This window comes from Sphingomonas glacialis, assembly GCF_014653575.1.
GTDB lineage: Bacteria > Pseudomonadota > Alphaproteobacteria > Sphingomonadales > Sphingomonadaceae > Sphingomonas > Sphingomonas glacialis.
Window position 1 is genome coordinate 1,137,732 of sequence record NZ_BNAQ01000001.1, and the last position, 26,089, is coordinate 1,163,820.

The 26,089-nt window shown below is 66.7% G+C and carries 29 protein-coding genes; 11 read left to right on the forward strand and 18 right to left on the reverse strand.

Going from position 1 to position 26,089, the window contains the following annotated elements:
• Positions 1-4: 4 nt before the first annotated feature.
• Positions 5-1,312: a cytochrome b gene (locus tag IE187_RS05440; RefSeq protein WP_189675365.1), complete on the reverse strand. Its 1,308-nt coding sequence runs from the start codon at positions 1,310-1,312 to the stop codon at positions 5-7.
• 10 nt (positions 1,313-1,322) lie between these two features.
• Positions 1,323-1,895, reverse strand: coding sequence for a ubiquinol-cytochrome c reductase iron-sulfur subunit (petA, locus tag IE187_RS05445; RefSeq protein WP_133189719.1), 573 nt, complete (start codon positions 1,893-1,895; stop codon positions 1,323-1,325).
• Between the two features lie 188 nt (positions 1,896-2,083).
• On the opposite strand from petA, the gene IE187_RS05450 reads away from it, so the two are divergent.
• The 3 genes from IE187_RS05450 (at position 2,084) to IE187_RS05460 (ending at position 4,042) form a co-directional block, all read left to right on the forward strand.
• The gene (locus IE187_RS05450) at positions 2,084-2,533 is read left to right on the forward strand and encodes a tRNA (cytidine(34)-2'-O)-methyltransferase (RefSeq protein WP_189675366.1); all 450 of its coding nucleotides are present in this window, start codon (positions 2,084-2,086) and stop codon (positions 2,531-2,533) included.
• Between the two features lie 74 nt (positions 2,534-2,607).
• Positions 2,608-3,447 (forward strand): oxygen-dependent coproporphyrinogen oxidase, encoded by an 840-nt coding sequence (gene hemF, locus IE187_RS05455; protein ID WP_189675367.1) that lies wholly within the window; start codon positions 2,608-2,610, stop codon positions 3,445-3,447.
• A gap of 4 nt (positions 3,448-3,451) precedes the next feature.
• Entirely contained in the window at positions 3,452-4,042 is a 591-nt protein-coding gene (locus tag IE187_RS05460; RefSeq protein ID WP_189675368.1) for a GNAT family N-acetyltransferase, read from the forward strand.
• Here the strand turns inward: IE187_RS05460 and IE187_RS05465 are convergent.
• Positions 4,015-4,755: a hypothetical protein gene (locus IE187_RS05465; RefSeq protein WP_189675369.1), complete on the reverse strand. Its 741-nt coding sequence runs from the start codon at positions 4,753-4,755 to the stop codon at positions 4,015-4,017. The two genes, IE187_RS05460 and IE187_RS05465, sit on opposite strands and share 28 nt — an antisense overlap.
• Entirely contained in the window at positions 4,752-5,570 is an 819-nt protein-coding gene (locus IE187_RS05470; protein ID WP_229839271.1) for a DUF7847 domain-containing protein, read from the reverse strand. Before IE187_RS05470 ends, IE187_RS05465 begins: the two co-directional genes overlap by 4 nt.
• A 125-nt stretch (positions 5,571-5,695) precedes the next feature.
• On the opposite strand from IE187_RS05470, the gene lipB reads away from it, so the two are divergent.
• From lipB to IE187_RS05485, 3 genes are all read left to right on the forward strand, one after another.
• The gene (lipB, locus tag IE187_RS05475; protein ID WP_189675371.1) at positions 5,696-6,379 is read left to right on the forward strand and encodes a lipoyl(octanoyl) transferase LipB; all 684 of its coding nucleotides are present in this window, start codon (positions 5,696-5,698) and stop codon (positions 6,377-6,379) included.
• 88 nt (positions 6,380-6,467) lie between these two features.
• On the forward strand, positions 6,468-6,728 hold the full coding sequence (locus tag IE187_RS05480) for a hypothetical protein (RefSeq protein ID WP_189675372.1): 261 nt from the start codon (positions 6,468-6,470) through the stop codon (positions 6,726-6,728).
• A gap of 162 nt (positions 6,729-6,890) precedes the next feature.
• Entirely contained in the window at positions 6,891-7,568 is a 678-nt protein-coding gene (locus tag IE187_RS05485) for a hypothetical protein (RefSeq protein WP_133189733.1), read from the forward strand.
• Between the two features lie 21 nt (positions 7,569-7,589).
• Here the strand turns inward: IE187_RS05485 and queE are convergent, their stop codons facing one another.
• From queE to IE187_RS05525, 8 genes are all read right to left on the reverse strand, one after another.
• The gene (queE, locus tag IE187_RS05490; RefSeq protein ID WP_189675373.1) at positions 7,590-8,222 is read right to left on the reverse strand and encodes a 7-carboxy-7-deazaguanine synthase; all 633 of its coding nucleotides are present in this window, start codon (positions 8,220-8,222) and stop codon (positions 7,590-7,592) included.
• A 4-nt stretch (positions 8,223-8,226) separates the two neighbouring features.
• A complete protein-coding gene (queC, locus tag IE187_RS05495; RefSeq protein ID WP_133189737.1) occupies positions 8,227-8,937 on the reverse strand; it encodes a 7-cyano-7-deazaguanine synthase QueC in 711 nt (236 codons plus the stop codon).
• A gap of 180 nt (positions 8,938-9,117) precedes the next feature.
• Entirely contained in the window at positions 9,118-9,549 is a 432-nt protein-coding gene (locus IE187_RS05500) for a DUF3617 domain-containing protein (protein WP_133189739.1), read from the reverse strand.
• 91 nt (positions 9,550-9,640) lie between these two features.
• Positions 9,641-10,555, reverse strand: a complete 915-nt coding sequence (gene hslO / locus IE187_RS05505; RefSeq protein ID WP_189675374.1) for an Hsp33 family molecular chaperone HslO — start codon at positions 10,553-10,555, stop codon at positions 9,641-9,643.
• A 117-nt stretch (positions 10,556-10,672) separates the two neighbouring features.
• Complete coding sequence (gene argF / locus IE187_RS05510) at positions 10,673-11,590, reverse strand: ornithine carbamoyltransferase (RefSeq protein WP_133189743.1); 918 nt, start codon at positions 11,588-11,590, stop codon at positions 10,673-10,675.
• A gap of 157 nt (positions 11,591-11,747) precedes the next feature.
• Entirely contained in the window at positions 11,748-12,947 is a 1,200-nt protein-coding gene (locus tag IE187_RS05515) for an aspartate aminotransferase family protein (RefSeq protein WP_189675375.1), read from the reverse strand.
• Positions 12,948-13,055: 108 nt separating this feature from the next.
• Complete coding sequence (locus tag IE187_RS05520) at positions 13,056-13,778, reverse strand: efflux RND transporter periplasmic adaptor subunit (RefSeq protein WP_189675376.1); 723 nt, start codon at positions 13,776-13,778, stop codon at positions 13,056-13,058.
• Between the two features lie 53 nt (positions 13,779-13,831).
• Complete coding sequence (locus tag IE187_RS05525; RefSeq protein ID WP_133189749.1) at positions 13,832-14,680, reverse strand: ABC transporter permease; 849 nt, start codon at positions 14,678-14,680, stop codon at positions 13,832-13,834.
• Positions 14,681-14,743: 63 nt separating this feature from the next.
• Between IE187_RS05525 and IE187_RS05530 the strand changes: the two genes are divergently transcribed.
• Complete coding sequence (locus tag IE187_RS05530) at positions 14,744-15,505, forward strand: GcrA family cell cycle regulator (protein ID WP_189675377.1); 762 nt, start codon at positions 14,744-14,746, stop codon at positions 15,503-15,505.
• A gap of 110 nt (positions 15,506-15,615) precedes the next feature.
• Here IE187_RS05530 and IE187_RS05535 read toward each other — a convergent pair whose 3' ends face one another.
• Positions 15,616-16,485, reverse strand: coding sequence for an outer membrane protein (locus IE187_RS05535; RefSeq protein WP_189675378.1), 870 nt, complete (start codon positions 16,483-16,485; stop codon positions 15,616-15,618).
• Between the two features lie 171 nt (positions 16,486-16,656).
• Between IE187_RS05535 and parE the strand changes: the two genes are divergently transcribed.
• The 3 genes from parE (at position 16,657) to IE187_RS05550 (ending at position 21,328) form a co-directional block, all read left to right on the forward strand.
• Positions 16,657-18,639 carry a DNA topoisomerase IV subunit B gene (gene parE / locus IE187_RS05540; RefSeq protein WP_189675379.1) on the forward strand — a complete coding sequence of 661 codons (1,983 nt, stop codon included), beginning with the start codon at positions 16,657-16,659 and terminating at the stop codon, positions 18,637-18,639.
• Between the two features lie 67 nt (positions 18,640-18,706).
• Positions 18,707-20,026 (forward strand): serine hydrolase, encoded by a 1,320-nt coding sequence (locus tag IE187_RS05545; protein WP_189675380.1) that lies wholly within the window; start codon positions 18,707-18,709, stop codon positions 20,024-20,026.
• A gap of 84 nt (positions 20,027-20,110) precedes the next feature.
• Positions 20,111-21,328, forward strand: coding sequence for a tetratricopeptide repeat protein (locus IE187_RS05550; RefSeq protein ID WP_189675381.1), 1,218 nt, complete (start codon positions 20,111-20,113; stop codon positions 21,326-21,328).
• Here IE187_RS05550 and IE187_RS05555 read toward each other — a convergent pair.
• From IE187_RS05555 to IE187_RS05575, 5 genes are all read right to left on the reverse strand, one after another.
• Positions 21,325-21,600 (reverse strand): hypothetical protein, encoded by a 276-nt coding sequence (locus IE187_RS05555; RefSeq protein WP_133189761.1) that lies wholly within the window; start codon positions 21,598-21,600, stop codon positions 21,325-21,327. The two genes, IE187_RS05550 and IE187_RS05555, sit on opposite strands and share 4 nt — an antisense overlap.
• Complete coding sequence (locus IE187_RS05560) at positions 21,597-22,124, reverse strand: GNAT family N-acetyltransferase (protein WP_189675382.1); 528 nt, start codon at positions 22,122-22,124, stop codon at positions 21,597-21,599. Before IE187_RS05560 ends, IE187_RS05555 begins: the two co-directional genes overlap by 4 nt.
• A complete protein-coding gene (locus IE187_RS05565; protein ID WP_189675383.1) occupies positions 22,121-22,912 on the reverse strand; it encodes a LysR family transcriptional regulator in 792 nt (263 codons plus the stop codon). Before IE187_RS05565 ends, IE187_RS05560 begins: the two co-directional genes overlap by 4 nt.
• Before the next feature lie 115 nt (positions 22,913-23,027).
• Positions 23,028-23,426, reverse strand: coding sequence for a Co2+/Mg2+ efflux facilitator ApaG/CorD (apaG, locus tag IE187_RS05570; protein ID WP_133189767.1), 399 nt, complete (start codon positions 23,424-23,426; stop codon positions 23,028-23,030).
• Complete coding sequence (locus IE187_RS05575) at positions 23,423-24,628, reverse strand: trans-sulfuration enzyme family protein (RefSeq protein ID WP_133189769.1); 1,206 nt, start codon at positions 24,626-24,628, stop codon at positions 23,423-23,425. The genes apaG and IE187_RS05575 overlap by 4 nt, the downstream gene beginning before the upstream one ends.
• 57 nt (positions 24,629-24,685) lie before the next feature.
• On the opposite strand from IE187_RS05575, the gene IE187_RS05580 reads away from it, so the two are divergent.
• Entirely contained in the window at positions 24,686-26,044 is a 1,359-nt protein-coding gene (locus tag IE187_RS05580) for a phospholipid carrier-dependent glycosyltransferase (RefSeq protein WP_229839272.1), read from the forward strand.
• Positions 26,045-26,089 lie beyond the last annotated feature (45 nt).

The window sequence follows — 26,089 nt, forward strand, 5'->3', positions numbered from 1 at the left end:
CCCCTTATTCGGCCGGAACCGGGCTACCGCTGAGCGCGGTATGAGCCGGACTGGTGCCACCCTTTTTCGCCAGCACCGCCTCGGTGATCGAGTTCGGCAATGGCTGCGGCCGCTCGGCGCGCGAGACGATCGGCAGGATGATCAGGAAGTGTGCGAAATAATAGGCTGCGGTGATCTGCCCGAGCGCGACCTTGAACGGCGAGATCTCCGATCCACCGACCCAGCCGAGCACCAGCACGTCGACCACCAGGACGCAGAAGAAGATGCGGTACAGCGGGCGATAGTTGGACGACCGCACCGGCGAGCTGTCGAGCCACGGCAGGAAGAACAGGATCAGGATCGAGCCGAACATCGCGAGCACGCCGAGCAGCTTGGCCGGAATGAACAGGAAATCCGCGGTGAACGAGCGCAGGATCGCGTAGAACGGCCAGAAATACCATTCGGGGACGATGTGCGCCGGCGTCTGCAGCGCGTTTGCCGGGATATAGTTGTCCGGATGGCCAAGGCTGTTGGGCGCGAAGAACAAGAGCGCTGCGAAGATGAACAGGAACACGCCGAGCCCGAAGCCGTCCTTGGCAGTGTAATACGGATGGAACGGGACGGTGTCCTGCTCGCCCTTCACGTCGACGCCGGTCGGGTTGTTCGAGCCGGGAATGTGCAGCGCCCAGATGTGCAGGATGATGACGCCCGCGATCACGAACGGCAGCAGGTAGTGGAGCGAGAAGAAGCGGTTGAGCGCCGCGTCATCGGGGGCGTATCCACCGAGCAGCCAGATCCGGATCGTCTCGCCGACCACCGGGATCGCCGAGAAGAAGCCGGTGATGACCTGCGCGCCCCAGAAGCTCATCTGCCCCCAGGGGAGGACGTAGCCCATGAACGCGGTCGCCATCATCAGCAGGAAGATCGTGACGCCGAGCAGCCAGATCATCTCGCGCGGTGCCTTGTACGATCCGTAGAAGAGGCCGCGGAAGATGTGGATATAGACCACGACGAAGAACATCGAGGCGCCGTTGGCGTGCGCATAGCGCAGGAACCAGCCGCCGTTGACGTCGCGCATGATGTGCTCGACCGAATCGAACGCCACGCCGCCATTGGCCGCATAGTGCATCGCGAGAACGATGCCGGTGACGATCTGGATTGCCAGCGCCGCGCCGGCGAGCACGCCGAAGTTCCAGAAATAGTTGAGGTTGCGCGGCACGGGATAGCCCGCACCGACCGCGCCGTAGACGAGCCGCGGGAGCGGCAAGCGCTGGTCGATCCATTTGGTGAACCCGCTCTTGGGTTCGTAATGCTTGGCCCAGGGAAAACTCATATCGCTATCCTCAACCCACCACGACCGTCGTTGGCGACGTGAATTTGTAATCCGGCACGAGCAGATTCTTCGGTGCCGGGCCTTTGCGGATGCGTGCCGCCGTGTCGTATTGCGACCCGTGGCACGGGCAGAAATAGCCGCCGAACTGGCCGCGATCCTCGCCGCTGGTGATGCCCTGCGGGATGCAGCCGAGATGCGTGCAGACGCCGAGCGTAATCAGCCAGTTCTTTTGACCGCGCGTGCGCTGCTCGAGCGTTTCGGGGTCGCGCAGCGACTTGATGTCGACCTTGTCGGCGGCGGAGATTTCCGCAGGCGTCAGGTTGCGGACGAAGAGTGGCTGCTTGCGGAACGACACGACGACGCCCTGCCCGGCCTCGACCTTGCTGAGATCGACTTCGGTCGTCGCCAGCGCGAGCACGTCGGCCGACGGGTTCATCTGGTTGATCAAGGGGACGACGATGGCGAGCGCGCCCACGCCGGCGACAGAAACCGCCGCGATGTTGAGGAAATCGCGACGTCGCGGCTCCCCGTCATGGTGCGGTTCCTCGTGTAGGGGAACGTCCAGGGTGTTTCCGCTTGCCATCCACTCGCCCTTGTTCTTCGCCCCCCGCCACTGCGCGCGGTCGAGCGATCAATTTTTGACACGACGCCCTGCACGACGGATCCACAGGCACGCCTGAACGCTTCCCTCGATCGGGGAAGCTTGAGGGCTCTGTTAGCCGGGCCGCCTAGCTTTTGCCAACTGCATTTTAAGGGTGCTAGCGGGGCGGCATGCGTATTGCTCTTTATCAACCCGACATGGCCGGCAATGTCGGCGCCATCTTCCGGCTCGGCGCCTGTCTCGGCGTCGGCGTCGACGTGATCGAGCCGACGGGCTTCACTTGGAGCGAGAAGGCGCTCGCCCGCTCGGGGATGGATTATGCCGAACTGGTCGAGGTGCGGCGACATGTCGACTGGGAGGCGTTCGTCGCGACGGTGCCGGGGCGAATCGTGCTGCTGTCGACGCGCGGCGGCGTGCGGCTCGACGCCGCAGCGTTCCGCGTCGACGACGTGCTGCTGATGGGATCGGAGGGCAGCGGCGTGCCCGACGCGGTGCACGATCAGGCCGATCTTGCGGTGCGGATCCCGCTGGTACCGGGAATGCGCTCACTCAATATCGCGGTGGCGGCGGGAATCGCGCTTAGCGAGGCGCTGCGCCAGACCGGCGGTTGGCCCGCCTAAATCTGCCCCGGAACTCGGGGGAGGATGTGGAAAGCCATCTCGACTTGGGCGCGATCCCTCGTCACAACAGCGGCATGCAACTCGACCCCGAACAAACCACCGCCCGCCTTTGGTTCGAGCAATTGCGCGACCAGATCTGCGCCGAATTCGTCGCGATCGAACGCGAGGCCGGCTCGGACGCCGATTTCGACTACACCGCGTGGGACCGCACCGACCCGAGCGGTGGTGACGGCGGCGGCGGGGTGCGCGGCGTGATGAAGGGACGCGTGTTCGAAAAGGTCGGCGTCAACGTGTCGACCGTCGGTGGCGCGTTCGAGGGCGAATTCGCCAAGTCGATCCACGGCGCGGCCGAAGACCCGAGCTTCTTTGCGACCGGCATCAGCCTGGTCGCGCACATGGCCAACCCGCATGTGCCCGCGGTCCATATGAACTGCCGCTTCCTCGTGACCACTAAGCGCTGGTTTGGCGGCGGCGCCGATCTCAACCCGCCCTTGCCCTATCCCGAGGACACCGCCGAATTCCACGCCGCGATGAAGGCCGCGTGCGACCCGCACGGCGCGGACTATTACGAGCGCTATTCGAAATGGGCCGAGGACTATTTCTACATCCCGCACCGCAAGGTGCATCGCGGCGTCGGCGGGATCTTCTGCGACCATCTCGAGGGCAATTTCGCCGCCAATTTCGCTTTCATCCAGGATCTCGGCCGCGCGTTTCTCGACGTATACCCGAAGATCGTGCGGCGGCGGATGAACTTGCCCTTCACGCCCGCCGACGCGGCGCAGATGCTCGAATGGCGCGGGCGCTATGCCGAATTCAACCTGGTCTATGATCGCGGCACGCTGTTCGGGCTCAAGACCGGCGGCAATATCGATGCGATCCTGATGAGCTTGCCGCCGCTCGCGACCTGGTCGTGAGCCAATGGGGCTGACCCCGGTCCGCGACGGAGAGGTCGCGGCGATCGTCACGACGCTCGAGATGCGGGTCAAGCCGCCGCTGCGCCCCCTCCCCGCCTCGCGGCTACGGCTCGCGCGCTGGGAGGCGCCGACGCCCGATCGCTACCGCGTTCTGTTCCGCCGCGTCGGCGCGCCGTGGCTATGGTTCTCGCGCCTCGTGATCGACGAAGCCGACCTGCGCGCGATCATTCATGATCCGGACATTGCGATCTATGCCGTGGTCGATCCCGCGGGGATCGAAGTGGGGATGGTCGAGCTCGACTTCCGCCAGCCCGCAACATGCGAAATCTCGTACTTCGCGCTCATCCCCGAACTTGCGGGTCAGGGCTTTGGCCGCTGGCTGATGGCGGAAACGCTCGCGCGCGCCTGGACCAAGGGAATCGCGCGCGTTTGGCTCCACACCTGCACGCTCGACCATCCGAGCGCGCTCAATTTCTACCGTGCGCAAGGCTTCACCGCGATCCAGCGGACGATCGAGACCTTCGCCGATCCGCGCATCACCGGGCATCTCCCGCCCGAGACGGCGCCTCAGATTCCGCTTCTGAGCCGCCGGTAGAGCGCGATCTCGAGCAGGATCGCGGCGACCGTCGCGACGCTGCGCGCGCCGCCATTGCACACGTCGAGCACAGCAGCGACGACCGGGTTGGCCATCGGCGCGCCGTTCATCGCCGAGCCGAGCAATTCGAACGGCAGCGCCAGCACGTCGCCCGCAATCAACGGCACGCACGCAAACGCCATCAGCGTGAGGCCATGCCCGCGCGTGAGCGCAAAGCTGCGCCGCCACGCCGCGATCACGCCGAGCGGCCGCTCGGCGACGAAGGCCGGGCCGATCGGCATCAACCGCCCTTTCAGATACAGGCCCGGAATCAGCAGCAGCGAGGCGATGTTGACGGGGAAGGTCACCACCAGCGCCAGCAGGATGTAGCGCGGCAACAGCGGCAAAGCCTTGCGCAACGCGCCGGCGACATCGGGGCGGTCGCGATCGGTATAGAGCAGCAGCAGCGTCAGCGTTCCGAACAACGACGCCAGCGTCAACGCGAGCACGAGCAGATCGTTATGCCTCGACCACAGAGCGACCGCATCGAGCCACGCCTGCAGCGCGACCGGATCCGAGCTCGACGCAGGCAGCGGCGGGGTCGGGTCGACGAACATCACTTGCGCCACCCGCGGCACCAGCAGGAAGACGCCCCCGACCGCGATCAACAGGTCGCGATCGCGCTTCGCCATCGCCCAGGCGTCGCGCAGCACGGCGGCAGCATCGAGCTTCATGAGCGCGCGACGATCGCCTCGCGGGCGGCGAGATACAGCTTGGCGAGGAACACCACCGCGAGCAGCGAGAACAGCGTCGAGACGCCCGCCACGACGATCTGCGTCAGGATGCTGGCGAGCGTGACGGTCCCCTCGCCGCCGAGGACGAGCGCGAACACGGTCCCGAATACGCTCTTGGCCGCCGCCGAGGCGACCCACGAAACCACGCCGTACAGCATCACCACGCCGATCACCTTCCACGCGATATGCCGCGTCAAATCAAAACTCCGGCGATAGACGCCCAATCCGCGCCGCTCCTCGAGCACGATCGGGGTCACCAGCACCACGCAGCGCGCATAGGCCCAGAACAGCAGCACGGCCAGCACAACACTGTAGAGCGAGACGAACGCCAGCGCGCCGCCATTGACGTCGCCCGGCTGCAGCGTGCCGGCAGAAAGCGCGGCCATGTTCATCCCGCTCAGGCCAAGCACGATCCCGATCGGCATCGCCAGCACGACGACCACCGCGAGCGTCACCAGCCCGATCCCGAGCACGGGCAGGAAACGGCGATTGGCGGCCTGCACCGCGGCAACGCGCGAAATCGCCGGATCGAGTGAGAGCGCGGTGAGCGCGAGCCCCGCCCAACTCGTCAGCAGCGACAGCAGCAAGACGATGATGCCGAGCAACAGGTCGCCGCCATGCCCGCTCGATCCCATCAGCGGCATCAGCGTACCGATCAGGGCCAGCGGCACGAACAGCCCGAGCAGCACGATCGGCAGCATCGGGGCGCGGCGCTCGCTCAGGCAGTCCGTGGTCCGATCCCACACGGTGCTCATCGTCACGCTCACGTCGTTCCTCCCCGCTTCACCGCGCGGCCCCGACCGCGCGCCCGCTCTTAGACCGACGCCGCCGCGCTTGCCAATCACTTGCGTCCGGCCTGCAGCCGGGCCACATCGCGCAGGTGACCGATCTTCGCGACGACATCGAATGGCGCATTTCCCCCGCGCCGATCCCCTATGCCGAGGCGCTCGCCGAGATGGAGGCGCGTGCCGCGGCGGTGGTCGAAGGCCGAGCGCGCGAGCTGATCTGGCTGCTCGAACATCCTGCGGTCTACACCGGCGGGACGAGCGCCGACCCGAGCGAACTGCGCGACCCGCAATTCCCGGTGGTGCAGACCGGGCGCGGCGGGCGCTACACCTATCACGGCCCCGGGCAGCGGATCGGCTATGTCGTGCTCGATCTCAACAAGCGCGGGCGTGACGTACGCCAGTTCGTCCACGGTCTCGAAGGCTGGGTGATCGACACGCTCGGCGATCTCGGCATCACCGCCTTCCGTGCGCCGGGCCGCGTCGGCATCTGGACGCACATCGCTGGCCCGCTCGGCGGCGACCCGGTCGAGGCCAAGATCGGGGCGATTGGCGTGCGCGTTCGGCGCTGGGTGACGCTTCACGGCTTTTCGGTCAACCTCTCGCCCAACCTCGCGCACTTCGGCGGGATCGTGCCTTGCGGCCTCCCCGACTTCGCGGTGACGAGCGCCGAGATGCTCGGCCGGCCGACCGATTATGCAACTTTTGACGCAGCCTTGGCGTTGCGCCTTGCAGCGTTCCTGCAAACTCATTCTATCAGGCAACAAAACTGGGCTTGAGGGTCAGGCGTTTCCGGACTAATGTCCACCACGGTTTGGGTATTAAAGGTCTCGAGGCCAACCAACCATTTATCTAGGGAGCTTTCCAATGCGTGCATTCATTTCCAAGGTCGCTGCTGGTTCGATGATCGCTGTTGCGGCGATCGCGATTTCGGCATGCACCCCGAAGACCGAGACGACGACGACCGACAACACGATGGTCACCGACATGAACTCGACCGACACGATGGGCGCGACGACCAACGACACGATGACGTCGACCGACGCCGCTGGCAACGAAGGCATGATGGCAAACGACACCATGATGACCTCGAACACCACGACCACGACCACCACCAACGCAATGTAATCTTCCCGTCAGGGAACGATTATGGCGAGGGCCGTCCGGGCAACCGGGCGGCCCTTTCGATTCCAGCGCAGAACGCCCGGGCATCGGCATGCGATGAAACGAAAAGAGTTGGGTTGCGCGTCAAAAAGCCGTAATCGCAGCATCGTTAACGAGAGGCTTTCAATGACCGTGTTGCGTAAACTGGCTGCGATCACCGCAATCGCGGGCGCCGCCCTCGCCGTCACCCCTGCGTCGGCACAGTTCTTTTTCAAACCGCATGATTTCAGTGGCCCACCGATCCGCGGCGACGAGCCCGGCCTGCCGACGCTGCCGGGTGCAACCGACGAGGAAGTTCGGGCGAACCTGGTGTGGAACATGCGCTCGGCACTCAACGTCGCGGCGCTGCAGTGCCAGTTCGAACCGAGCCTGTTGACGGTCGAGAATTACAACATCTCGCTGATCAATCATAAGGACGAGTTCAAGAAGTCGCTCGACATCCTGACCAAATATTTCACGCGCGTAAACAAGGGCCTCAAGCCCGGCCAGGCGGCGATGGACCGCTATGGCACGAAGACCTATTCGGCGTTCACCACGGTCAACGCGCAGCTCGGCTTCTGCCAGACCGCGGCAGCCGTCGCGACCGATGCGGCTTACGCACCGCGCGGCGAGCTGTACAAGGTGGCGGTGCGCGACATGAGTTCGCTGCGCAATGCGCTCATCCCGTTCGGCGAGGAACGCTTCGCGCGCCGCGTCCGCGTCGACACGCGGCTGTCGCTGCCGCGGCTCGACGACGTGTGCTGGGACAAGCGCGGCACCTGGCTCCAGCGCAAGTGCGGGGAATTCTCGACGACGTTCCGCTGACGCGGTGCGTCGGGGCCTGCCTCAGCGCAGGCCCAGCGCCTTGTGCGCCTGCAGCGTCAGCCGCCACTGCGGGCGCGCCATGACGAGGTCGATCGCGGCGGCGTGATTGGCCTCGGCAGCGATGCTGTCGAGCGGTTGGATCAGATGATGCGCGAAGTCCCAGCTTTCGAACTCGGCGACATCGCTGCCCGGCTGCGGCCAGACGAGCTTCAATTCGTCGCCGCTGCGCTGGACAACTTCGCTCCCGGCCTTGGGGCTGATGCACACCCAGTCGATCCCGGGATGTACCGCGAGCGTCCCGTTGCTTTCGATTGCGATCTCGAAACCCGCGGCGTGGAGCGTGTCGACCAAGGCATCGTCGACTTGCAGCATCGGCTCGCCGCCGGTGAGCACGACGAAGCGATGCGCCGGGTCAGCGCCCCAGAAGTCCGCGACCGCCGCGACCAGTTCGACCGCATCGGCGAATTTCGCGCCGCCCGCGCCGTCGGTCCCGACGAAATCGGTATCGCAGAAGCGGCAAATCGCGCTCGCGCGGTCCTGCTCGCGCCCCGACCACAGATTGCACCCGGCAAAGCGGACGAACACCGCGCGCCGCCCGGCCTGCACGCCTTCGCCCTGCAGCGTGAGGAACATTTCCTTGACCGCGTACGACATCGGATCAGACCGCGTAGGCGGTGGGATCGGGAAACCCGGCTTCCGCGAAGCCCTTCTTGCGCAACCGGCAGCTGTCGCACACGCCGCAATGCAACCCACCCGGCGCGGGGTCGTAGCACGACCAGCTGAGCGCCGGATCGATCTTCAACCGCGCCGCTTCGCGGACGATGTCGGCCTTGGTCATGTCCTGTAACGGCGCATGGATGCGGAACGGGCTGCCCTCGACGCCTGCCTTGGTGGCAAGTTCGGCAAGCCCCTCGAACGCAGCGATGAATTCGGGACGGCAATCGGGATAGCCCGAATAATCGAGCGCATTAACGCCGATGAACAGATCGCGCGCGCCCGCCGCTTCGGCCCAGCCGAGCGCAAGGCTGAGGAAGATCGTGTTGCGCGCCGGCACATAGGTCACCGGGATCCCCGGCTGGACGCCGTCCTTGGGCACGTCGATATCGGCGGTCAGCGCCGATCCGCCGAACGCCGCGAGATCGAGCGGCAACATGACGTGTCGCTCGGCGCCGAGCACATGCGCGATCCGCCGCGCCGAAGCGAGCTCGAGCCGATGCCGCTGGTTATAATCGACCGACAGCGCGAGCAGCCGATAGCCCGCCTCGCGCGCAAAGGCCGCCGCGACCATCGAATCAAGACCGCCTGAGACCAAGACGACCGCAAGCGGTGCGGCGCCTGCAGGCGCTGCCGAAATGTTTTCGTTTGTCATAATCTCCCGCGGGTACCCCTCGCCCTCGCATTACGCAAGTATAGCCCCGTCAGAAAAACGGGCCGCCCTTAGGCGGCCCAGGGGATGCCCATCTCTGGGCGATTGGGAGAAAAGCGTGCGCTCACAAGAATTGCACGAACCCGTCCTAGTGCCGAAAGATTGAAAAGACCTTTACCGCGATCACTTAAGGCGCGCGACACCTGCCGCGCAGTCGCCGACGCGACGCGCCTCATATTGCTCGTCGAACGGCGCACCGCTCAGAATGCCCTGCGTCTCGAGATTGAAATTGCGCTGCGTCGCGACCTTGACGCTGGTCTGCCCATGGCCGGTCCCGGGGCAGACATAGGTCACCCGCGCGACATTGGCATCGTCGACCAGGACTTTGTGCTGGCACTGCGCGTTGCCATGCCCGAACTGGATAAGCGGGCGTGCATCGGCGATGCAGATCGACCGCGGCGGCGCATCGCTATCGAGCGCCTTGAACTGCCATTCACCCGGTTCGATCCGCGCCAGCGCGGCCAGTGTCGGCGCGCCCGCTGGCGCTGCGGCGGCCAAGCCGCCCGTCGCTGCCAAGCCCGCAATCATCGCGCGCACCACGTTTCGCACTTGCATTGTATCGATCCCTGTCCGGCGGCGCGCCTCCGCACGGCCGGCTCGCTTCCAGACGCGTATCTGGGGATACACCCGGCCTGTTACAATGCGTTTACGTAACGATCTCGCTCGCGGCGGGAACGGGGAATTTGGTCGCGCAAAACGCGCAATCGACGAAGATCACGCCGTTCTCATCGGCCATCGCCTGCTGCTCGGATGGCGGGAATTTGCCGAGCACTTGCGCGATGTAATCGGGCGAGCAGCGGCAGCCGCGCGCGAACGCGGTCTCGCCGTGGAGGCGGACTTCCTCCTCCTCGTTGAACAGGCGCCAGACGAGCGTCTCGAGCGGCAGCGCCGGGTCGGCAAGTTCGTCGGCCGCCATCGTCCCACCCAGGATCGCGACATGCTCCCACTCGGGATGGTCGAGCCGGGTGTGGAGCCGCTCGCGGCCATCCTCGCCCTCGGGGAGATGCTGGAGCAGCAGCCCGCCCGCGACGCGCTTGCCGTCCGCCGCGCGACCGACGCCAACGCGCACCAGCGTCGGGATCTGCTCGGACTGGAGGAAATAATGCTCGGCCGCTTCGCTCAGCGAGCTGCCGTCGAGCGGGACGATGCCCTGATAGCGCTCGCCCGTCGTCGCCTGGTCGAAGGTGATCGCGAGATAGCCTGCACCGAACAGCGCGAACAGGCTCGGCTCTTCCGGCCCTGCGGCGAGCCGCTCGGCATCGTATTGGACATAGCCGCGCAGTTCGCCGCCGCGATAATCGCACACCAGCAGCGTGACGATACCGTTCTGCGTCTGCGCCTGCATCGTCAGCTGACCGCCGGCATCCTTGAGCGTCGAGCCGATCAACGCGGCGAGCGTCAGTGCCTCGGCGAGCAACGCCTCGATCGCAGGCGGGTAAGCGTGTGCGGCGAGGATGGTGTCGAGCACCGGCCCGAGCCGCACGATGCGACCGCGCGCGTGGCGCTGCGGGATGGTGAAGCCGAGCGCGCGGTCGGTGTCGGTGGTGATCGGATCGGTCATCGCAAACTTTCGTCACCCCAGCGAACGCTGGGGTCTCATGGGGCTCGGGAGCGCCCTACAGCCAGGAGATCCCGGCTTTCGCCGGGATGACGGATATGGTGGACGCTCAGCGCGGGTTCAACCGATCTGACCGAAGCACCAGCGCAGCACCGATTTCTGCGCATGCAGCCGGTTCTCCGCCTCGGGCCAGATCAACGATTGCGGCCCGTCGATCACCTCGGGCGTCACCTCCTCGCCGCGATGCGCGGGGAGGCAGTGGAGGAACACCGCTGCTGGATTGGCCTGCGCCATCAGCGCGGCGTCGACTTGATACGGCAGCATCGCCTTGAGCTTGGTGTCGGCATGCGCCTGCCCCATCGAGATCCAGGTATCGGTGATGACGACATCGGCACCCGCCACCGCCTCGGCGGGGTCCGAGACGACGCGCGCGCGCCCCGCGCCGCGGCCGATCACGGCATCGTCGGGCTGGAACCCTTGCGGGCACGCCGCGACGACGTCGAACTGCATCAGCCCGGCGGCCTCGACGATCGAGGCGAGGACGTTGTTGCCATCGCCGAGCCAGGCGACCTTGAGCCCGGGGAGCGGTTTGCCCGCCTCGAGAATCGTCAGCAGGTCGGCCATGATCTGGCACGGATGCGAATCGTCGGTCAGGCCGTTGATGACGGGGATCGTCGCATACTGTGCCATTTCCTCGAGCTTGGCGTGATCGTCGGTACGCAGCATGATCGCGTCGCAATAGCCCGACAGCACGCGCGCGGTGTCGGCAACGGTCTCGCCGCGGCCAAGCTGCGTGGTGCCGGAGTCGAGGATCACCGAGCTGCCGCCGAGCTGGCGGATCGCCATGTCGAACGACACACGCGTACGAGTCGAGCTCTTTTCAAACACCATCGCGAGCGTGTGGCCGGCGAGCGGCGCGTCGGCATCGGGCTTGCCCTTGGGCCGGCCGGCGCGCGCCGCCTTGCGGTCGAGCGCATCGGCCAGCATCGCGGCCACGCCGTCAGGGCCGGCATCGGAAAGCGAGAGGAAGTTACGCATCCTAAATCCTTAATTCCCTCTCCCTCTGGGAGAGGGAGGGAGCGGCGAAGCCGCGGAAGGGTGAGGACAGGGTGTTGGCGTGCGCTGCCCTCACCCTTCCCACCCGGCTGCGCCGAGCGGGTCCCTTCCCTCTCCCAAAGGGAGAGGGAGTTTTAGCTCACGCCGCCACCGCCACGGGCGTGAAATCGCGCGCGCCGTCGCTCAGCTTCTGGACGAACTCGGCGATATGCGCGTCCTCGATCACCAGCGGCGGCAGGACGCGGACGACGTTCTCGCCCGCCGCGACCGTCAGCAGCCCGTGATGATCGCGCAGATGCGCCACGAAATCGCGTGCGACGACGGCATCCTTGAGCTTGATCCCGAACATCAGACCCTTGCCGCGCAAGCTGTCGAAGATCTGGTCGTAATTCGGCATCATCTGCTCGACCGAGGCGCGCAACCGCTCGCCCATCGCGGTCACATGCTCGAGGAACCCCGGCTCGAGCATCACGTCGAGGATCGCCTCGCCCGCCGCCATCGCCAGCGGGTTGCCGCCATAGGTCGAGCCATGCGTGCCGAATACCATCCCCTTGGCGGCTTCCTCGGTCGCGAGGCACGCGCCGAGCGGGAAACCGCCGGCGATGCCCTTGGCCGAGGACAGGATGTCAGGGGTGATGCCGTAATGTTCATACGCCCACATCTTGCCGGTCCGGCCATAGCCGCACTGGACCTCGTCGAGCACCAGCAGCAGGCCGTGCTCGTCGCACGCCTTGCGCAGCCCTTGCAGGAACTCGATCGTCGACGCCGAGACGCCGCCCTCGCCCTGGATCGTCTCGACCATGAAGCCAGCCGTCGTATCGTCGATCAGGGCGAGCGCCGCTTCGAGATCGTTGAACGGCGCATAGGCGAAGCCCGGCAGCAGCGGTTCGAAGCCGTCGCGCATCTTGGGCTGGTTGGTCGCCGAGATCGCCCCCATCGTGCGCCCGTGAAAAGCGTTGTTGAAGGTGATCAGCGTCGTGCGCTGCGGATTGCCGTTGGCATAGTGATAGCGCCGCGCGGTCTTGATCGCGCATTCGACCGCTTCGGTGCCCGAATTGGTGAAGAACACCGTGTCGGCGAACGAATGCTCGACGATGCGCTGCGCGAGATGCTCGCCCTGCGGCGAACCGTAGAGATTGGAGACGTGCATCAGCGTGGCTGCTTGCTTGGCAATCGCCTCAACCAATTTGGGGTGGCCGTGGCCAAGCGCGTTGACCGCGATGCCGGCAGCGAAATCGAGATATTGCTCGCCTTGCTCGCCGTACAGATAGCAGCCTTCGCCTCGCACCGGGCGTACGCCGCACCGCGGGTACACAGGCATCAAAGCGGGGGTCGACACGGGCCGTCTCCTGAAAAAGCAAAAGGGCGACCCAACCGGTCGCCCGAATCCCGTTTTACGAAGATGCCGCCGCAAGCGCAACACCGCGCGGCATCGGCCGGGAAGACGCTATTGCGACGGGCCGACCGGCGCGATCTTCATGCCGTCGCCGAGTTGATCGACTCGCGTCAGCGCGACCCACTCGCCCTTTTGCAGCCCGGCGCTTACGCCGATGCCGTCGGGCGTCTGTTCGCCGAGCGTCACCGCGCGCCGCTGCACCCGCGCGCTCGCCAGATCGACGACATAGACCGCCGCCGCGCCTGTATGCGGACCGAGGATCGCGCTCGGCGGGACCGCGAGCATCGTCGTGCCAGCGCCCGTCGCGACAATTCGCGCGGTTGCCGACTGGCCAGCGGCGAAACGCGAATCACGCGGCAAGGTGATTTCGACCTCTGATGCGCCCGCCTTGGGCGGCGCGATCCGGATTACGCGCCCGACGACGACATCGCCGTGGAATGCCGGAAAGCGGATTTGCGCGCTTGCGCCGAGCGTGATGCGCGCCGCGTCCGCCCAGGGCAGCGTGGCGAGCAAGGCATAGCCGGCGTTGGCGGCCTTCGCCCCCGGTGCCGCGGTCCCCGGCATCGCCTCGACCGCGCGCGCGGCGACCGTGCCGGGTCCGCTGACGGTTGCGGCAAACACCGTCCCGCCGACTTGTGCGATGCGGACTTGCGGTGCCTGCGGGGCTTGCGCCGTCGCCCCCGCCCCCGCCCCCGCCGTCGGGACGGCGTTTGGCGCAGCCTTGCCGCACGCCACAACGAGCAGCCCCATTCCCAGCGCGCACCAGATCCGCATCACCGACTCCTTCTGCCCGCGCGCTACGCCAAGCGCGCGCAACACGGAACGCCTCAGTTCTTGATCTTCCAGCCCGAGCGCAGCAGCGCGTAGCACAGCGTCCCGAGCGCGACGTCGATCGCGAGGATCACCGCGCCGCCGACCAGCACGGGCGAGTCGGCGGTGCCAAGGAAGCCGTAGCGGAAGCCCGAGATGATGTAGAAAAAGGGGTTCACATGGCTGAACGCGCGGAACGCGGGCGCGAGCGTATCGACTGAATAGAAGGTGCCCGACAGCAGCGTCAGCGGTGCGATCACGAAATTCTGCACGGCGGCGGCATGATCGAACTTCTCCGCCCAGATCGAGGTCAGCACCCCGACCAGCGCCAGGAACGCCGAGCCGAGCAGCCCGAACCACAGGATCGCGAGCGGATGGACGGGCACGATATGGACGCCCGGCCACAAGGCCATCGCGACCGACACGGCAAGCCCGACGCAAATCGCGCGCGTCACCGCACCACCGACCATCGCGACGAGCAACTCGGCGGTCGACAACGGCGGCATCAGATAATCGACGATCGTCCCCTGGATCTTGCCGACCAGCAGCGAGAAGCTCGCATTGGCGAACGCGTTCTGTAGCATCCCCATCACGATCAGCCCGGGCGCGATGAAATCAGCGAAGGGAACCGCGACCCCACCGACCATCACCGGGCGCTTTCCGCCCGTCGCGACGGTGAAAATGATCAGGAACAGCAGCGTCGTGATCGCCGGCGCCCAGATCGTCTGCAGCTGCACCTTGAAGAAACGGCGCACCTCCTTGATATAGAGCGTTCGAAGACCGCCCCAATTGACATTCCGGATGACCGGAACGCCGGGAGCGTTCATTTGGGTACGAATTTCGCCGATTGGGGGCTGGCTGCTCATGGGGGTGTCGCTAAAGACTGCCGCCGCCGCCCGCAACCCCGGCATGACGATTGGGAAAATTGAATGAGCTGGACCGACGAACGCATCGATACGCTGCGCAAGCGCTGGGAAGCAGGCCAGACCGCAAGCCAGATCGCCGAGGAACTCGGTGGCGTCAGCCGCAACGCGGTGATCGGCAAGGCGCACCGCCTTGGCCTGCAGTCGCGTCCCTCGCCGGTCAAGCCGAACGAGCCAGCGGCCGCCACCGCCGCCGCGCCCGCACCGACGCCGGCCCCCGCGCCCGCACCAGTAGCACCGCCCAAGGCAGCGGCCCCGGTCGCACCCGCACCCAAGCCAGCGCCGCCTGCCCCGCGCCCGGCGGTCGTCGCAGCGCCCCCGGTCGCTGAGATCGAAGACGAGGCTGAAGAACAGGAGGTCGCGGTCGAGGCCGATAGCGACGACGACACCGACGAGGCTGACGCAGCCCCCGTCGTCGTGCGTCCCGCGCCCCCGATCCTGCGCTCGGTCGGCCCCGGCGGCTTCCTGCGCCAGGCACCCGGCGAGCAGCAAGCGCCGATCACGCCCGCGCCGCCACGCCGCCTCGTACCCGCCAAGCCCTCGGCCGAAATGGCGGGCAAGACGACCTTGCTCGATCTCAACGACAAGATCTGCAAATGGCCGATCGGCCACCCGGGCGAACCCGACTTCCACTTCTGCGGCGAGAAGGTGAACCCCGGTTTCCCCTATTGCGTCGGGCATTGTGGCCACGCGTATCAGGCGCAGCTGCCGCGCCGCGATCGCCGCCCCGCCCCGCCGCTCCCGTTCGGCGGCCCGCGCGCGCGCTGAACGCACGCGAAGCGTTACGAAAAAGGGGCGCCCGGCAGATGCCGGGCGCCCCTTTTTGTTTGCTTGCGTTCGTCACCCCGGGAAACGCCCGGAGTGACGCGTCGCGGTTCCTAGAAGCGGAAGTTCGCGGTCGCACGCACGCTGTGCCAGCGGAACTTGTCGTCGCTGCGCTTGAAGTCGGTACCGCCAGTGTTCGGTGCGAGCACAAACGGATTGGTCGCCGGCGCTGTACCCTGCGTCACACGAACGCGATACTCATCGTCCTTATACTGGTTGTACAGATACTCGAGACCGATCGAGAAGTGACGACCGAGCTTCTGCTCGATGCCGCCGCCCGCGACGAAGCCCCATGCGTCATGCCGGCTGCCATTGTCGGCGAAGGCATTGGCGGTGTTGCTCGTGGCAAAGCTCGACTTGGTCTTGGCATAGGCGCCGCCACCGGTGGCATAGAACAGCGTCTTGTCGAACGCATAGCCGGCGCGCAGGCGGGCATTGGCGTCGAAGTCGACCTTGCGCGTCATGACATAGCTGGCAGGCGTCGTGCTGAAGCCCGAGACGCTGTCACGCACCTGGCTCTTGCCGAACTCGCCGACGACGCCGATCACGAAATGGCCATACTGCTTGTCGAAGCCGATGCGGCCCGAATAGCTGATATTGTCCTTGTCGTTGGTGCAGCCGGTCAGCGCGCCGGTGCTGGTCGCGCGACCGTTGCAAAAACCGGCGCCGGGCTGCGCAGCGGTCGGGGCGAAGGCATTCGCGCCAGCTGCGGTCGTTACCAGCTCGTTGAAATTGCCGTCACGGTTGCGGTCGAACAGGATGCTCGAACCGACATCGTTGGGCTGCGCGTCGAAACCGACGGTGCCGCCGACATACAGGCCGTCGAACGGCTTTGGATCGGCCTCCTGCGCCAGGGCGGGGGCGGCGAAAGCGAGGCCGGCAACCAGCATGGTGGCGGCGGAAAGAAGAGACTTGGTACGCATGGAAACTCCTGGGTTGCTGCTTCAGCGCAGGAGAGACGTGCGAGCGCGGCGCTTGGCCGCATCGACATGAACATTCTGTCATGTTGATGCGAAAATATCACACCCGGCCGCTGCGACCGCGCCATCACGCAGTGGTTGGCAGCGGTGCCACCGCGGTCCTATAGCAAGGACATGTCCGAAGACCTGTTCGCCGCCACCCCCAAACACCAGCCGACCGATTACGACGCCTCCTCGATCGAGGTGCTCGAGGGGTTGGAGCCCGTCCGCCGCCGACCGGGCATGTATATCGGCGGCACCGACGAGCGCGCCTATCACCATCTCGCCGCCGAAGTGCTCGACAATGCGATGGACGAAGCCGTCGCGGGGCACGCCACGCGGATCGAGATCGAGCTGCATCCGGGCAACCGGCTGGTCATCGTCGACAATGGCCGCGGCATCCCGGTCGATCCGCATCCGAAATTTCCCGGCAAGTCGGCGCTCGAAGTGATCCTGTCCACGCTGCACTCGGGCGGCAAGTTCGACGGCAAGGCCTATGCGACGTCGGGCGGTCTGCACGGCGTCGGCGTCAGCGTCGTCAATGCGCTGTCGTCGGACACGATCGTCGAGGTCGCGCGCAACCGCGAGCTCTACCGCCAGCGTTTCTCGCGCGGCGAGACGCTCGGGCCGATCGAGCATGTCGGCGCGGCACCCAACCGGCGCGGCACGATGGTCAGCTTCATCCCCGACGAGCAGATCTTCGGCCCCGAGATGAGCTTCAAGCCCGCGCGGCTGCACAAGCTCGCGCGCTCGAAGGCGTATCTGTTCGCGGGCGTCGAGATCCGCTGGAAGTGCGCGCCCGAACTGATCAGCGACGACACGCCGGCCGAAGCGGTGTTCCAGTTCCCCGGCGGCCTTGCCGATCACTTGCGCGAACAAGTCGGCGCGCGCGAGTGCGCGACGAGCGACTTCTTCGTCACGCGCCAGGATTTCCCCGGCGCGGCGGGTCGCGTCGAATGCGCTGTCGCGTGGCCGCTGTGGAGCGACGGCTCGTACAGCTGGTATTGCAACACCATCCCGACCCCCGATGGCGGCACGCACGAAGCGGGGCTGCGCAACGCGCTCGTCAAGGGCATCCGCGCGTTCGGCGAGCTGGTCGGGCAGAAGAAGGCCAAGGAAATCTCGGCCGAGGACATCATGACCGGCAGCGAGCTGATGCTCTCGGTCTTCATCCGCGATCCGCAATTCCAGAGCCAGACCAAGGACCGGCTCTCGAGCCCCGAGGCGACGCCGCTCGTCGAAAAAGCGGTGCGCGACCATTTCGACCATTTCCTCAGCAACAATATGGAGCGCGGCAAGGCGCTGCTGACCTATGTCATCGAGCGGATGGACGAGCGGCTCGCGCGCAAAGCCGAGCGCGAGGTCAAGCGCAAGACCGCGACCAGCGCGCGCAAGCTCCGCCTGCCCGGCAAGCTCACCGACTGCGCCTCGGCCGGACCCGAGGGCACCGAGATCTTTATCGTCGAGGGGGATTCGGCCGGTGGCTCGGCCAAGCAGGCGCGCGATCGCAAGACGCAGGCGATCCTGCCGATCCGCGGCAAGATCCTCAACGTGGCGTCGGCGACGATGGCCAAGATCGCGGGCAATTCGGAAATCGCCGATCTGATCCAGGCGCTCGGCTGCGGGACGCGCAAGACATGCGTGGCTGAAAACCTGCGCTACGAACGCGTCGTCATCATGACCGACGCAGACGTCGACGGCGCGCATATCGCCACGCTGTTGATGACCTTCTTCTTCCAGGAAATGCCCGAGATCGTCCGCGCGGGGCACGTCTATCTCGCGCAGCCGCCGCTCTACCGCCTCACCTCGGGCACCAAGAGCCTCTACGCGATGGACGATGCGCATCGCGAAAAGCTCGAGCGGACCGAGTTCAAGGGCAAGAAGGTCGAGATCGGGCGCTTCAAGGGGCTCGGCGAGATGAACCCGATGCAGCTGCGCGAAACGACGATGGATCCCAAGTCGCGCGCGATGCTGCGGATCACGCTGCCGCAGGAATATGAGGAGCGTGCGGGCGTCAAGGATCTGGTCGACCGGCTGATGGGCACCAACCCCGCGCACCGTTTCGCCTTCATCCAGGAAAATGCCGCGCGGCTCGACGAAGCGGCGATCGACGCCTGAGCGAGGCTTCCCGACCCCGCACCGCTGCGATACGCTGCGATCCAGGCTATGTGACGGGGGACACACGATGATTCGCAAGGTCGTTTTGCTGGTAGCGGTCTTGGGCCTGGGTGCGCCCGCCGTTGCGCAGACCCCGCCGGCGGCGGCGACCATGCCGAGCGACCCGCTCCGCACGCGCGCGCAGGCGCTGCTCGGGATCCTCGGCGGCGGCGGCGACACCGCGGCGGAGTTCGACCCGACTTTCCTGGCGCAAATCCCCGACGCGAAGATCCGCACGATCGCCAAGCAATTGTCGGAGGCCTTCGGTGCGCCGCTGGCGATCGAGTCGCTGACTGCTGCGACTCCGCAGAAAGCCAGTCTCACCGTCCGCTATGCGCGTGGAAGCGTGGCGATGACGATGACGGTCGAGCCGAGCGCGGCGCATCGCATCACCGGCCTGCTCGTCACGGGCACGACCTCGCGCGAGGCATCGCTCGACCAGATCGTCGCGACGATCGGCACGCTGCCGGGCGTCGCCGGGTTCGCGCTCGCACGACTCGGCGACGGCACGCCGAGCGTGATGCAAGCGACCAAGCCGGACACCGACTTCGCGATCGGCTCGGCGTTCAAGCTCGCCATCCTGTCGGAGGCGATCCGCGCAACCAATGCGGGCGAACGGCGGTGGGACGATCTCGTCACGCTCGACGGCGCCCCGCTCCCCGGCGGGTTTTATACGCAGCAGCCTGCGGGCACCAAGGTCACGCTGCGCGAACTCGCGCAGAAGATGATCTCGGTCAGCGACAACAGCGCGACCGACATCCTGCTCGCAGCGCTCGGCCGCGCGAAGGTCGAGGCGATGTTACCGGTGATCGGCTGGCGCCATGCTGCGCGCAATCGCCCGCTGCTCGGCACACTCGACGTCTTCAAGCTCAAGGGGATTCCGGGCGGAGCACTCGGCAAGCGATGGCTGGCGCTCGACGAAGCGGGACGCCGTGCGCTGCTCGCCAAGGACATCGCCGCAACGCCGCTGGGCGCGATCGACCCGCGGATGTTCCAGCGGGGCGTACCGGTAATGCTCGACATCGAATGGTTCGCCAGCCCCGCCGACCTCGTTCGCACGATGGACTGGATCCGCCGCAACACCGAAACCGGCCCCGGCGCGGAGGCTCGCGCGATCCTCGGCGTCAACCCCGGGGTCGGCCCGGCGCAAGCGGCGCGCTGGGGCTATGTCGGCTACAAGGGCGGGTCGGAGCCGGGAGTGATCGTGATGACGCTGTTGCTGCAGTCCAAGGCGGGCGCCTGGTATGCGCTGGCGGCAAGCTGGAACGATCCCGCGGCGGCGGTCGACGATGCACGCTTCGTGGCATTGGTCAGCAGGGCGGTGGATCTCGCTGCAAGCGGCAGATAAATAAGAAAGTTCCCGCGCCCCGCGGGATGGACCTTCTGCGCGACCAGCGATAGCCTTCCACAAGACAGGCGAGGCGACGGTGCAATGGTTCGACAGCAAATCCTCGCGCTCATCGCGCTCGCCTCCGCAGCACCCGTGCTGGCGCAGCAAGCGCCCCCCGTTCCCACCTCCGGCCCCGACATCGTGGTCACCGGAATTTCGCTCAAGGATGCGCAAGCCGGATTGGCGCGCTGCCTCGAGCAGCACTGCCCGCCCGATCGCGATATCGCTGCCACGCTCGCGGTGGCCGAGACGCAGTTCGTCGCGGGCGATTACAAGGCTGCACGCGCAGTGATGGCCAAATCGATCGGCCGCAACCAGCGGTTTGCCAAGACCTATCCCGTCCCCGTCTCAGACCTGCTGCGCGCCAATTCGCGCGTTGCGGTGCATCTCGGCGAGGCAGAATCGTATCGCTCGGGCGCGCTCGACGTCGTCAGCGCGCTCAAGGCCGGCTTGCCCGAAACCGATCCGCGCGTGCTCGATGCGCGCGTCGAACTCGGCGACGCCTTCCTCAAGACCGGGCAATCCGACAGCGCGCTCGACATGTACAAGAAGGTCGCGCGCCAGGCGCATGATCTCCACCTTGGCCATGTCGAGGGCTATGCGCTGCTGCGCGTCGCGAGTGCCTATTCCGCGATCTCGCGGACGCGCAACGACGGCTATTACGTATCGGCGATCAAGGCGTGCGATACCGTCGTCGCGCTGACCGATCCGGCGGCGGCGCCCTTTGTCGGCGCGGCCAAGCTCCTGAAAGCCAAGCTCGGCGTCAAGAATGGCGACCCCGACGCGATCGACCGGCTGATCGACATTTACCGGGCGCTCGCGGTCGGCGCGACGTCGCCGGTGCTGCTCTATGCGCCCGAGATCAAGCAGCCCGATCTGTCGGGAATGGAAAGCGGAAGCGGCGAGACGCTCGGCAAGATGGCGATGGGTGATTTCGACGGGCAATGGGTCGATATCGGCTTCGAGGTCGGCGCCGACGGCAAGGTCAGCACCGCCGAAGTGCTGCGCCAGAGCCCGAAGCTGTCAGGTGAATGGATCAAGCCCGTGCTGACCGCGATCAACGGACGCCGCTACGCACCGCTCGGCGCCGGGATCCAATCGGCGCCGCGGGTCGAGCGTTATACCTATACCGCAACCTGGACGACCTATGTCGGTTCGCGGATGCGCGTGCGCTCACCCATACCCAAGATCGAGATCCTCGATCTGTCGCGCGACGAGCCTGCGGCCAAAGCCCCGCCATCCGACGCGGAGCCGCGTTAACCCCGCATCCGCGCCTGATGGTATTTCGCGCGCACGACGATCCCCGCGAGCAGATGCAGCGCTGCCACGCCTAGCAGGAACAGCGGCAGGATCATCGGCACTTGCGGCCAATAGCGTGCGCGCAACGCCGCAAGCAGCGCGCCCGCGACCGCGAGCGCGACGCCCATCCAGCGGATCGGCCGCGCGACCATCCGCAGCTCAGCCTTGTAGGCGGCGCGCTGTACGGGGTCGTTGAGATCGGGCGGCGGCGCGGCGGCCGGGTCTTGCGTCATCGATTCGTCCATTCGCTGGCGAGGAGTCCCCACAGGATCGTGTCGCGGACCCCGATATGCGTTTCCCATTCGGCGCGCAGCCGTCCCTCGCGCTGGAAGCCGAGCGATTCGAGCAGCGCGTTGGAGGCGGTATTGTCGGGGTCAGTATCGGCAAACACACGGCGCTGCTGCTCGACGCGGAACAGCTGATCGAGCACCGCGCGCACCGCTTCGCGTGCGATCCCGCTGCCCCACTGGTCGCGCGCCAGCATATAGCCGATCTCGACCACGCCCGGCCGCTTCTCGCCCGCCGCGACGAAGCCGATCGCGCGATCGTCGCCGTGCAGCGTGATCGCCCAGCCGCGCCACCCATTGTCCGACTCAGCGAACTTCGCGCGAGTCTGCTCGACCGACACGTGCGGGCCGTGCGACCAATAGGTCATCAGCTCGGGATCGGCGAAGCTCGCGAACAGCGCTTCGGCGTCTGCGACGGTGCGCTCGCGCAAGCGCAGCCGGGCGGTTTCGAGGACCGGGATCGGCGTCATGCCGTCAGCGCGGCGACGAGCGTCTTGACCTTCTTCTGCCGCCACTGCGGCGTCGGCGCGACGAGCCAATAGCCGAGCCGATACGCCTTCGCCTCGCCCAAGGCGACGACGCGCCCGCTCGCCAGATCGGCAGCGGCGAGCAGTTCGGGCACGGTCGCGCGCCCCAGCCCTTGCGCCGCGGCATCGAGCGCAAGGCCTGCGTCGCCGACCCGCACGAGCGAAGTCGCTTCGTCGTCGACGCAGCCCGGCCAGGCGATCCGCGTATCGACGCCACCGCCGGCCGCCTCGACCGTCACCATTCCGGCCGAGGCGATCGCCTCGCCCTCATGCCCGCCCGGGCCATCGCCCCAGCGGATCGCAAGATCGAGATTGGCTTCGGTGAAGTCGATCATGTCGTCGGCGGAGATCAGCACGAAGCGCAATTCGCCATCGCCGCGCGCGATATCGGCGAGCCGCGGTATCAGCCATTTCTCGGTCAGATCGCGTGGCGCGGCGATCGTCAGCGACTTGCTCGTCTGCCCCGCCTGCATCGCGCGGACGGCCTCCTCGAACTGGAGGAAGCCGTGGCGGAGCGGCGCGAGCCCGGCCTCGCCTTCCGGCGTCAGTTCGAGCCCCTTGGTGGTGCGGCGGAACAGCACGACCCCGAGCGTATCCTCGAGTGCGCGGATCTGCTGCCCGACCGCGGCGGGGGTGACGGCGAGTTCATCGGCGGCGCGCGTGAAGCTCAGGTGGCGCGCGGCGGCGTCGAGCACGCGCAAGCCGTTGAGTGGGAGGTGCGTGCGTTTCATGCGATGCCACGCCCCACATCCGTCATGCTAGCGAAAGCTGGCATCTCACGGGAGCGCGCGCGCACCTCGCCCCAGAGACCCCAGCTTTCGCTGGGGTGACGATGCTTGGCGAGCTTCACGCCCCCACCGCCGGCGCAAGCAGCGCGAATTTAGGAATATCGACATCGAATGCCGAGCCATCCTCGGCGATCATCCGATAGCTGCCGAGCATCGACCCCGTCGGCGTCGAGAGCGGACAGCCCGAGACATAATCGTAGCTCTCGCCCGGCGCGATCATCGGCTGTTCGCCGATCACGCCTTCGCCCTCGACCGAGTGTCGTGCGCCGCGCCCATCGGTGATCGCCCAGTGGCGCGTCAGCAGCTGGACGCCCATCGCGCCGGCATTCTCGATACGGATATGATACGCCCAGAACCACCGCCCGCGCGCGGGCTCGGACTGCTCGGGCAGGAAGCTCACCGCAACGCGGACGATGACCCCGCGCGTCTCGGCGACGTACGGGAACAGCGCCTTCACAAGCCGGCCGCCGTCAGGGCGCCGTCGAGATCCTCGATCACGTCCTGCGGATCCTCGAGCCCGACGTTGAAGCGCAGCAGCCCCTCGGTCACGCCCATTTCGAGGCGCTTGTCCTCGGACACGCCGTAATGAGTCGTCGACGCGGGATGCGTCATCAGCGAGCGCGAATCGCCGATATTGTTCGAGATGTCGACAAGGCGCAGGCCGTCGAGCAGCGCATGCGCTTGTTTACGATCGGCCACCTCGAACGCGAAGATCGGCCCGCACGCGTCCATCTGCGCCATGGCGAGCGCATGCTGCGGGTGGCTCGCCAGCCCCGGATGGAGCATGCGGGGCACGCGCGTCTCGAGGAAGGCACCGACCTTGAGGCTGTTCTCGCTCTGCCGGCGAATGCGCAGGTCGAGCGTCTCGAGCCCTTTCAGCACCACCCAGGCATTGAACGCGCTAAGCGTCGGCCCGGTGTTGCGCGTGAAGGGCAGCAGCGTGTTGGTGATGAAATCCTCGGTCCCGCAGACGGCCCCTGCAAGCACGCGCCCCTGCCCGTCCATCATCTTGGTCGCACTATACGCGGTGACGTCGGCGCCGAATTCCATCGGCCGCTGCAGCGCGGGCGTGGCGAACGCATTGTCGACCACCGAGGTGATGCCGCGTTCGCGCGCGATGTCGCACACGGCTTTGAGATCGACGATGTCCATCGTCGGGTTGGCAGGCGTTTCGAAGAAGAACACCTTGGTATTCGCCTTCGCCGCATCCGCAAACGCTTGCGGGTCGCGCGCATCGACGACGGTCGTCTCGATCCCGAACTTGGGCAGGAGCGTATCGACCAGCCAGCGGCACGACCCGAACGCCGCGCGCCCGGCGACGACATGGTCGCCGGTCTGCAGCTGGCACAGCAGCACCGCGGTCATCGCCGCCATACCCGTCGCCATGGTGCGGCATGCTTCCGCCCCCTCGAGCAAGGCGATGCGGCCTTCGAGCATCTCGACCGTCGGGTTCTGCAACCGCGAATAGGTCATGCCGTCCTGCTCACCGGCAAAGCGCGCGGCAGCGTCGGCGGCGCAATCATAGGCATAGCCCGAGGTGAGGAAGATCGCCTCGGACGTCTCCCCGAACTCGCTGCGCGCGGTGCCGCCGCGCACGGCTTGGGTGGCGGGGCGCCATTGGCGCGTGATGCTCTGGTCCTGGCCGGTACGACGTTTCATGGGCGTTGCTTTGCCGGTGGCGGGGGGCGCGCGTCAATGGGGTGCCGGCCTATGCGCTTGAAAGCCGCGCTGTTCGGCGGGATAGATGCGCAGGTGAGCGCCGTTTCCTCCATAGCCCCCTCCCTCTCGGCACACCCCCGCCCGTATCGCGCCGCCGCGCTGATCGCGCTGCTCGCGCAGCTGCTGTTCAGCTATCGCCTCACCATCCCGACCAAGCTGATGTTCGACGAGGTCCATTACGTCCCCGCCGCGCGCACGCTGATCGCGCTGGCGGGGCCGCGCAACATCGAGCATCCGCTGCTCGCCAAGGAGATCATCGCGGGCGGCATCCTGCTGCTCGGCGACAACAGCCTGGGGTGGCGCTTCTTCTCGACGCTCGCCGGGACCGCGACGGTGCTCGGCGTGTTCGCGATCGTCTGGCTGATGCTCGGGCGCGTGCGGCCGGCGGTGTTCGCCGCGCTGTTCGCGCTGTTCAACTTCACCGTCTTCGTCGAGGCGCGGATCGCGATGCTCGACGGCTTCATGGCGGCGTTCACGCTGCTCGGCATCGCCAGCCTGTTATGGGCGATGCGCGCCGAGACTGCGCGCGGCGCCTGGGCGCGCTGGATCCTGGGAAGCGCATTGCTCGGCCTCGCGGTCGCCGCGAAATGGATCGCAGCGCCGTTCGTCGCCTATGCCGCGATCGGCTTCGTCATCGTGCGGCTGGTCGACGCACGGCGCAGCGGGCGCTCGGTCTTCGCTGCGCTCAACGCCCGCCCCACCGGCGGCACGCACCGCCACTGGCGTGGCATGGCGGCAATCCCGGCGATCCTGGTGCTGGGAGTCGTCAGCATCGGCGTCTATGGCGCGACCTTCGCACCGGCTTTCTTCTATACGATCGATCCGCTGACCTGGCGCACGCTGCTGCCGTTCCAGGTGACGATGTACGCCCAGCAGACGCAAGTGCTCCCATCGCACACCTATCAGTCGCGCTGGTGGAGCTGGCCGCTGATGCTCCGCCCGATCTGGTATCTCTACGAACGCACCGACGGCGCGCAGCGCGGCGTGTTGCTGATCGGCAATCTGGTCGTGCTGTGGGGCGGGCTCGTCGCGGTCGCGGCATGCCTGTATCGCGGCGCGCGCGCGCGCGACCTGCGCTTGCTTGCGGCGGCGGGGCTGTGGATCGGTAGCTATGTCGTGTGGATCATCATCCCCAAGTCGATCGGCTTCTTCTATTATTACTATCTGCCGAGCATCTTCCTGTGCATCGCGCTTTCCGTCGCGCTCGACCATTTCGGGCGCAGGCGACAGTGGGACATGGCGGTGCTCGGCGGATGCGTCGCGCTGTTCGCGGTGTTCTACCCGATCCTCTCCGCGCTGCCGCTGTGGGGCCCGAACGCGTTCCGGGTATGGACGTGGTTTCCGAGCTGGGTCTAGCGGGTGTCGGCAGCGCGCAAGTTGGTTGACTCGATTGACCCCAAG

Bases quoted from the DNA above. Each gene is read 5' to 3' on its own strand.
- IE187_RS05440 (WP_189675365.1), bottom strand. From the start codon at position 1,312: ATGAGTTTTCCCTGGGCCAAGCATTACGAACCCAAGAGCGGGTTCACC.
- petA (WP_133189719.1), bottom strand. From the start codon at position 1,895: ATGGCAAGCGGAAACACCCTGGACGTTCCCCTACACGAGGAACCGCAC.
- IE187_RS05450 (WP_189675366.1), top strand. From the start codon at position 2,084: ATGCGTATTGCTCTTTATCAACCCGACATGGCCGGCAATGTCGGCGCC.
- hemF (WP_189675367.1), top strand. From the start codon at position 2,608: ATGCAACTCGACCCCGAACAAACCACCGCCCGCCTTTGGTTCGAGCAA.
- IE187_RS05460 (WP_189675368.1), top strand. From the start codon at position 3,452: ATGGGGCTGACCCCGGTCCGCGACGGAGAGGTCGCGGCGATCGTCACG.
- IE187_RS05465 (WP_189675369.1), bottom strand. From the start codon at position 4,755: ATGAAGCTCGATGCTGCCGCCGTGCTGCGCGACGCCTGGGCGATGGCG.
- IE187_RS05470 (WP_229839271.1), bottom strand. From the start codon at position 5,570: ATGAGCACCGTGTGGGATCGGACCACGGACTGCCTGAGCGAGCGCCGC.
- IE187_RS05480 (WP_189675372.1), top strand. From the start codon at position 6,468: ATGCGTGCATTCATTTCCAAGGTCGCTGCTGGTTCGATGATCGCTGTT.
- IE187_RS05485 (WP_133189733.1), top strand. From the start codon at position 6,891: ATGACCGTGTTGCGTAAACTGGCTGCGATCACCGCAATCGCGGGCGCC.
- queE (WP_189675373.1), bottom strand. From the start codon at position 8,222: ATGTCGTACGCGGTCAAGGAAATGTTCCTCACGCTGCAGGGCGAAGGC.
- queC (WP_133189737.1), bottom strand. From the start codon at position 8,937: ATGACAAACGAAAACATTTCGGCAGCGCCTGCAGGCGCCGCACCGCTT.
- IE187_RS05500 (WP_133189739.1), bottom strand. From the start codon at position 9,549: ATGCAAGTGCGAAACGTGGTGCGCGCGATGATTGCGGGCTTGGCAGCG.
- hslO (WP_189675374.1), bottom strand. From the start codon at position 10,555: ATGACCGATCCGATCACCACCGACACCGACCGCGCGCTCGGCTTCACC.
- argF (WP_133189743.1), bottom strand. From the start codon at position 11,590: ATGCGTAACTTCCTCTCGCTTTCCGATGCCGGCCCTGACGGCGTGGCC.
- IE187_RS05520 (WP_189675376.1), bottom strand. From the start codon at position 13,778: ATGCGGATCTGGTGCGCGCTGGGAATGGGGCTGCTCGTTGTGGCGTGC.
- IE187_RS05525 (WP_133189749.1), bottom strand. From the start codon at position 14,680: ATGAGCAGCCAGCCCCCAATCGGCGAAATTCGTACCCAAATGAACGCT.
- IE187_RS05530 (WP_189675377.1), top strand. From the start codon at position 14,744: ATGAGCTGGACCGACGAACGCATCGATACGCTGCGCAAGCGCTGGGAA.
- IE187_RS05535 (WP_189675378.1), bottom strand. From the start codon at position 16,485: ATGCGTACCAAGTCTCTTCTTTCCGCCGCCACCATGCTGGTTGCCGGC.
- parE (WP_189675379.1), top strand. From the start codon at position 16,657: ATGTCCGAAGACCTGTTCGCCGCCACCCCCAAACACCAGCCGACCGAT.
- IE187_RS05545 (WP_189675380.1), top strand. From the start codon at position 18,707: ATGATTCGCAAGGTCGTTTTGCTGGTAGCGGTCTTGGGCCTGGGTGCG.
- IE187_RS05550 (WP_189675381.1), top strand. From the start codon at position 20,111: ATGGTTCGACAGCAAATCCTCGCGCTCATCGCGCTCGCCTCCGCAGCA.
- IE187_RS05555 (WP_133189761.1), bottom strand. From the start codon at position 21,600: ATGACGCAAGACCCGGCCGCCGCGCCGCCGCCCGATCTCAACGACCCC.
- IE187_RS05560 (WP_189675382.1), bottom strand. From the start codon at position 22,124: ATGACGCCGATCCCGGTCCTCGAAACCGCCCGGCTGCGCTTGCGCGAG.
- IE187_RS05565 (WP_189675383.1), bottom strand. From the start codon at position 22,912: ATGAAACGCACGCACCTCCCACTCAACGGCTTGCGCGTGCTCGACGCC.
- IE187_RS05575 (WP_133189769.1), bottom strand. From the start codon at position 24,628: ATGAAACGTCGTACCGGCCAGGACCAGAGCATCACGCGCCAATGGCGC.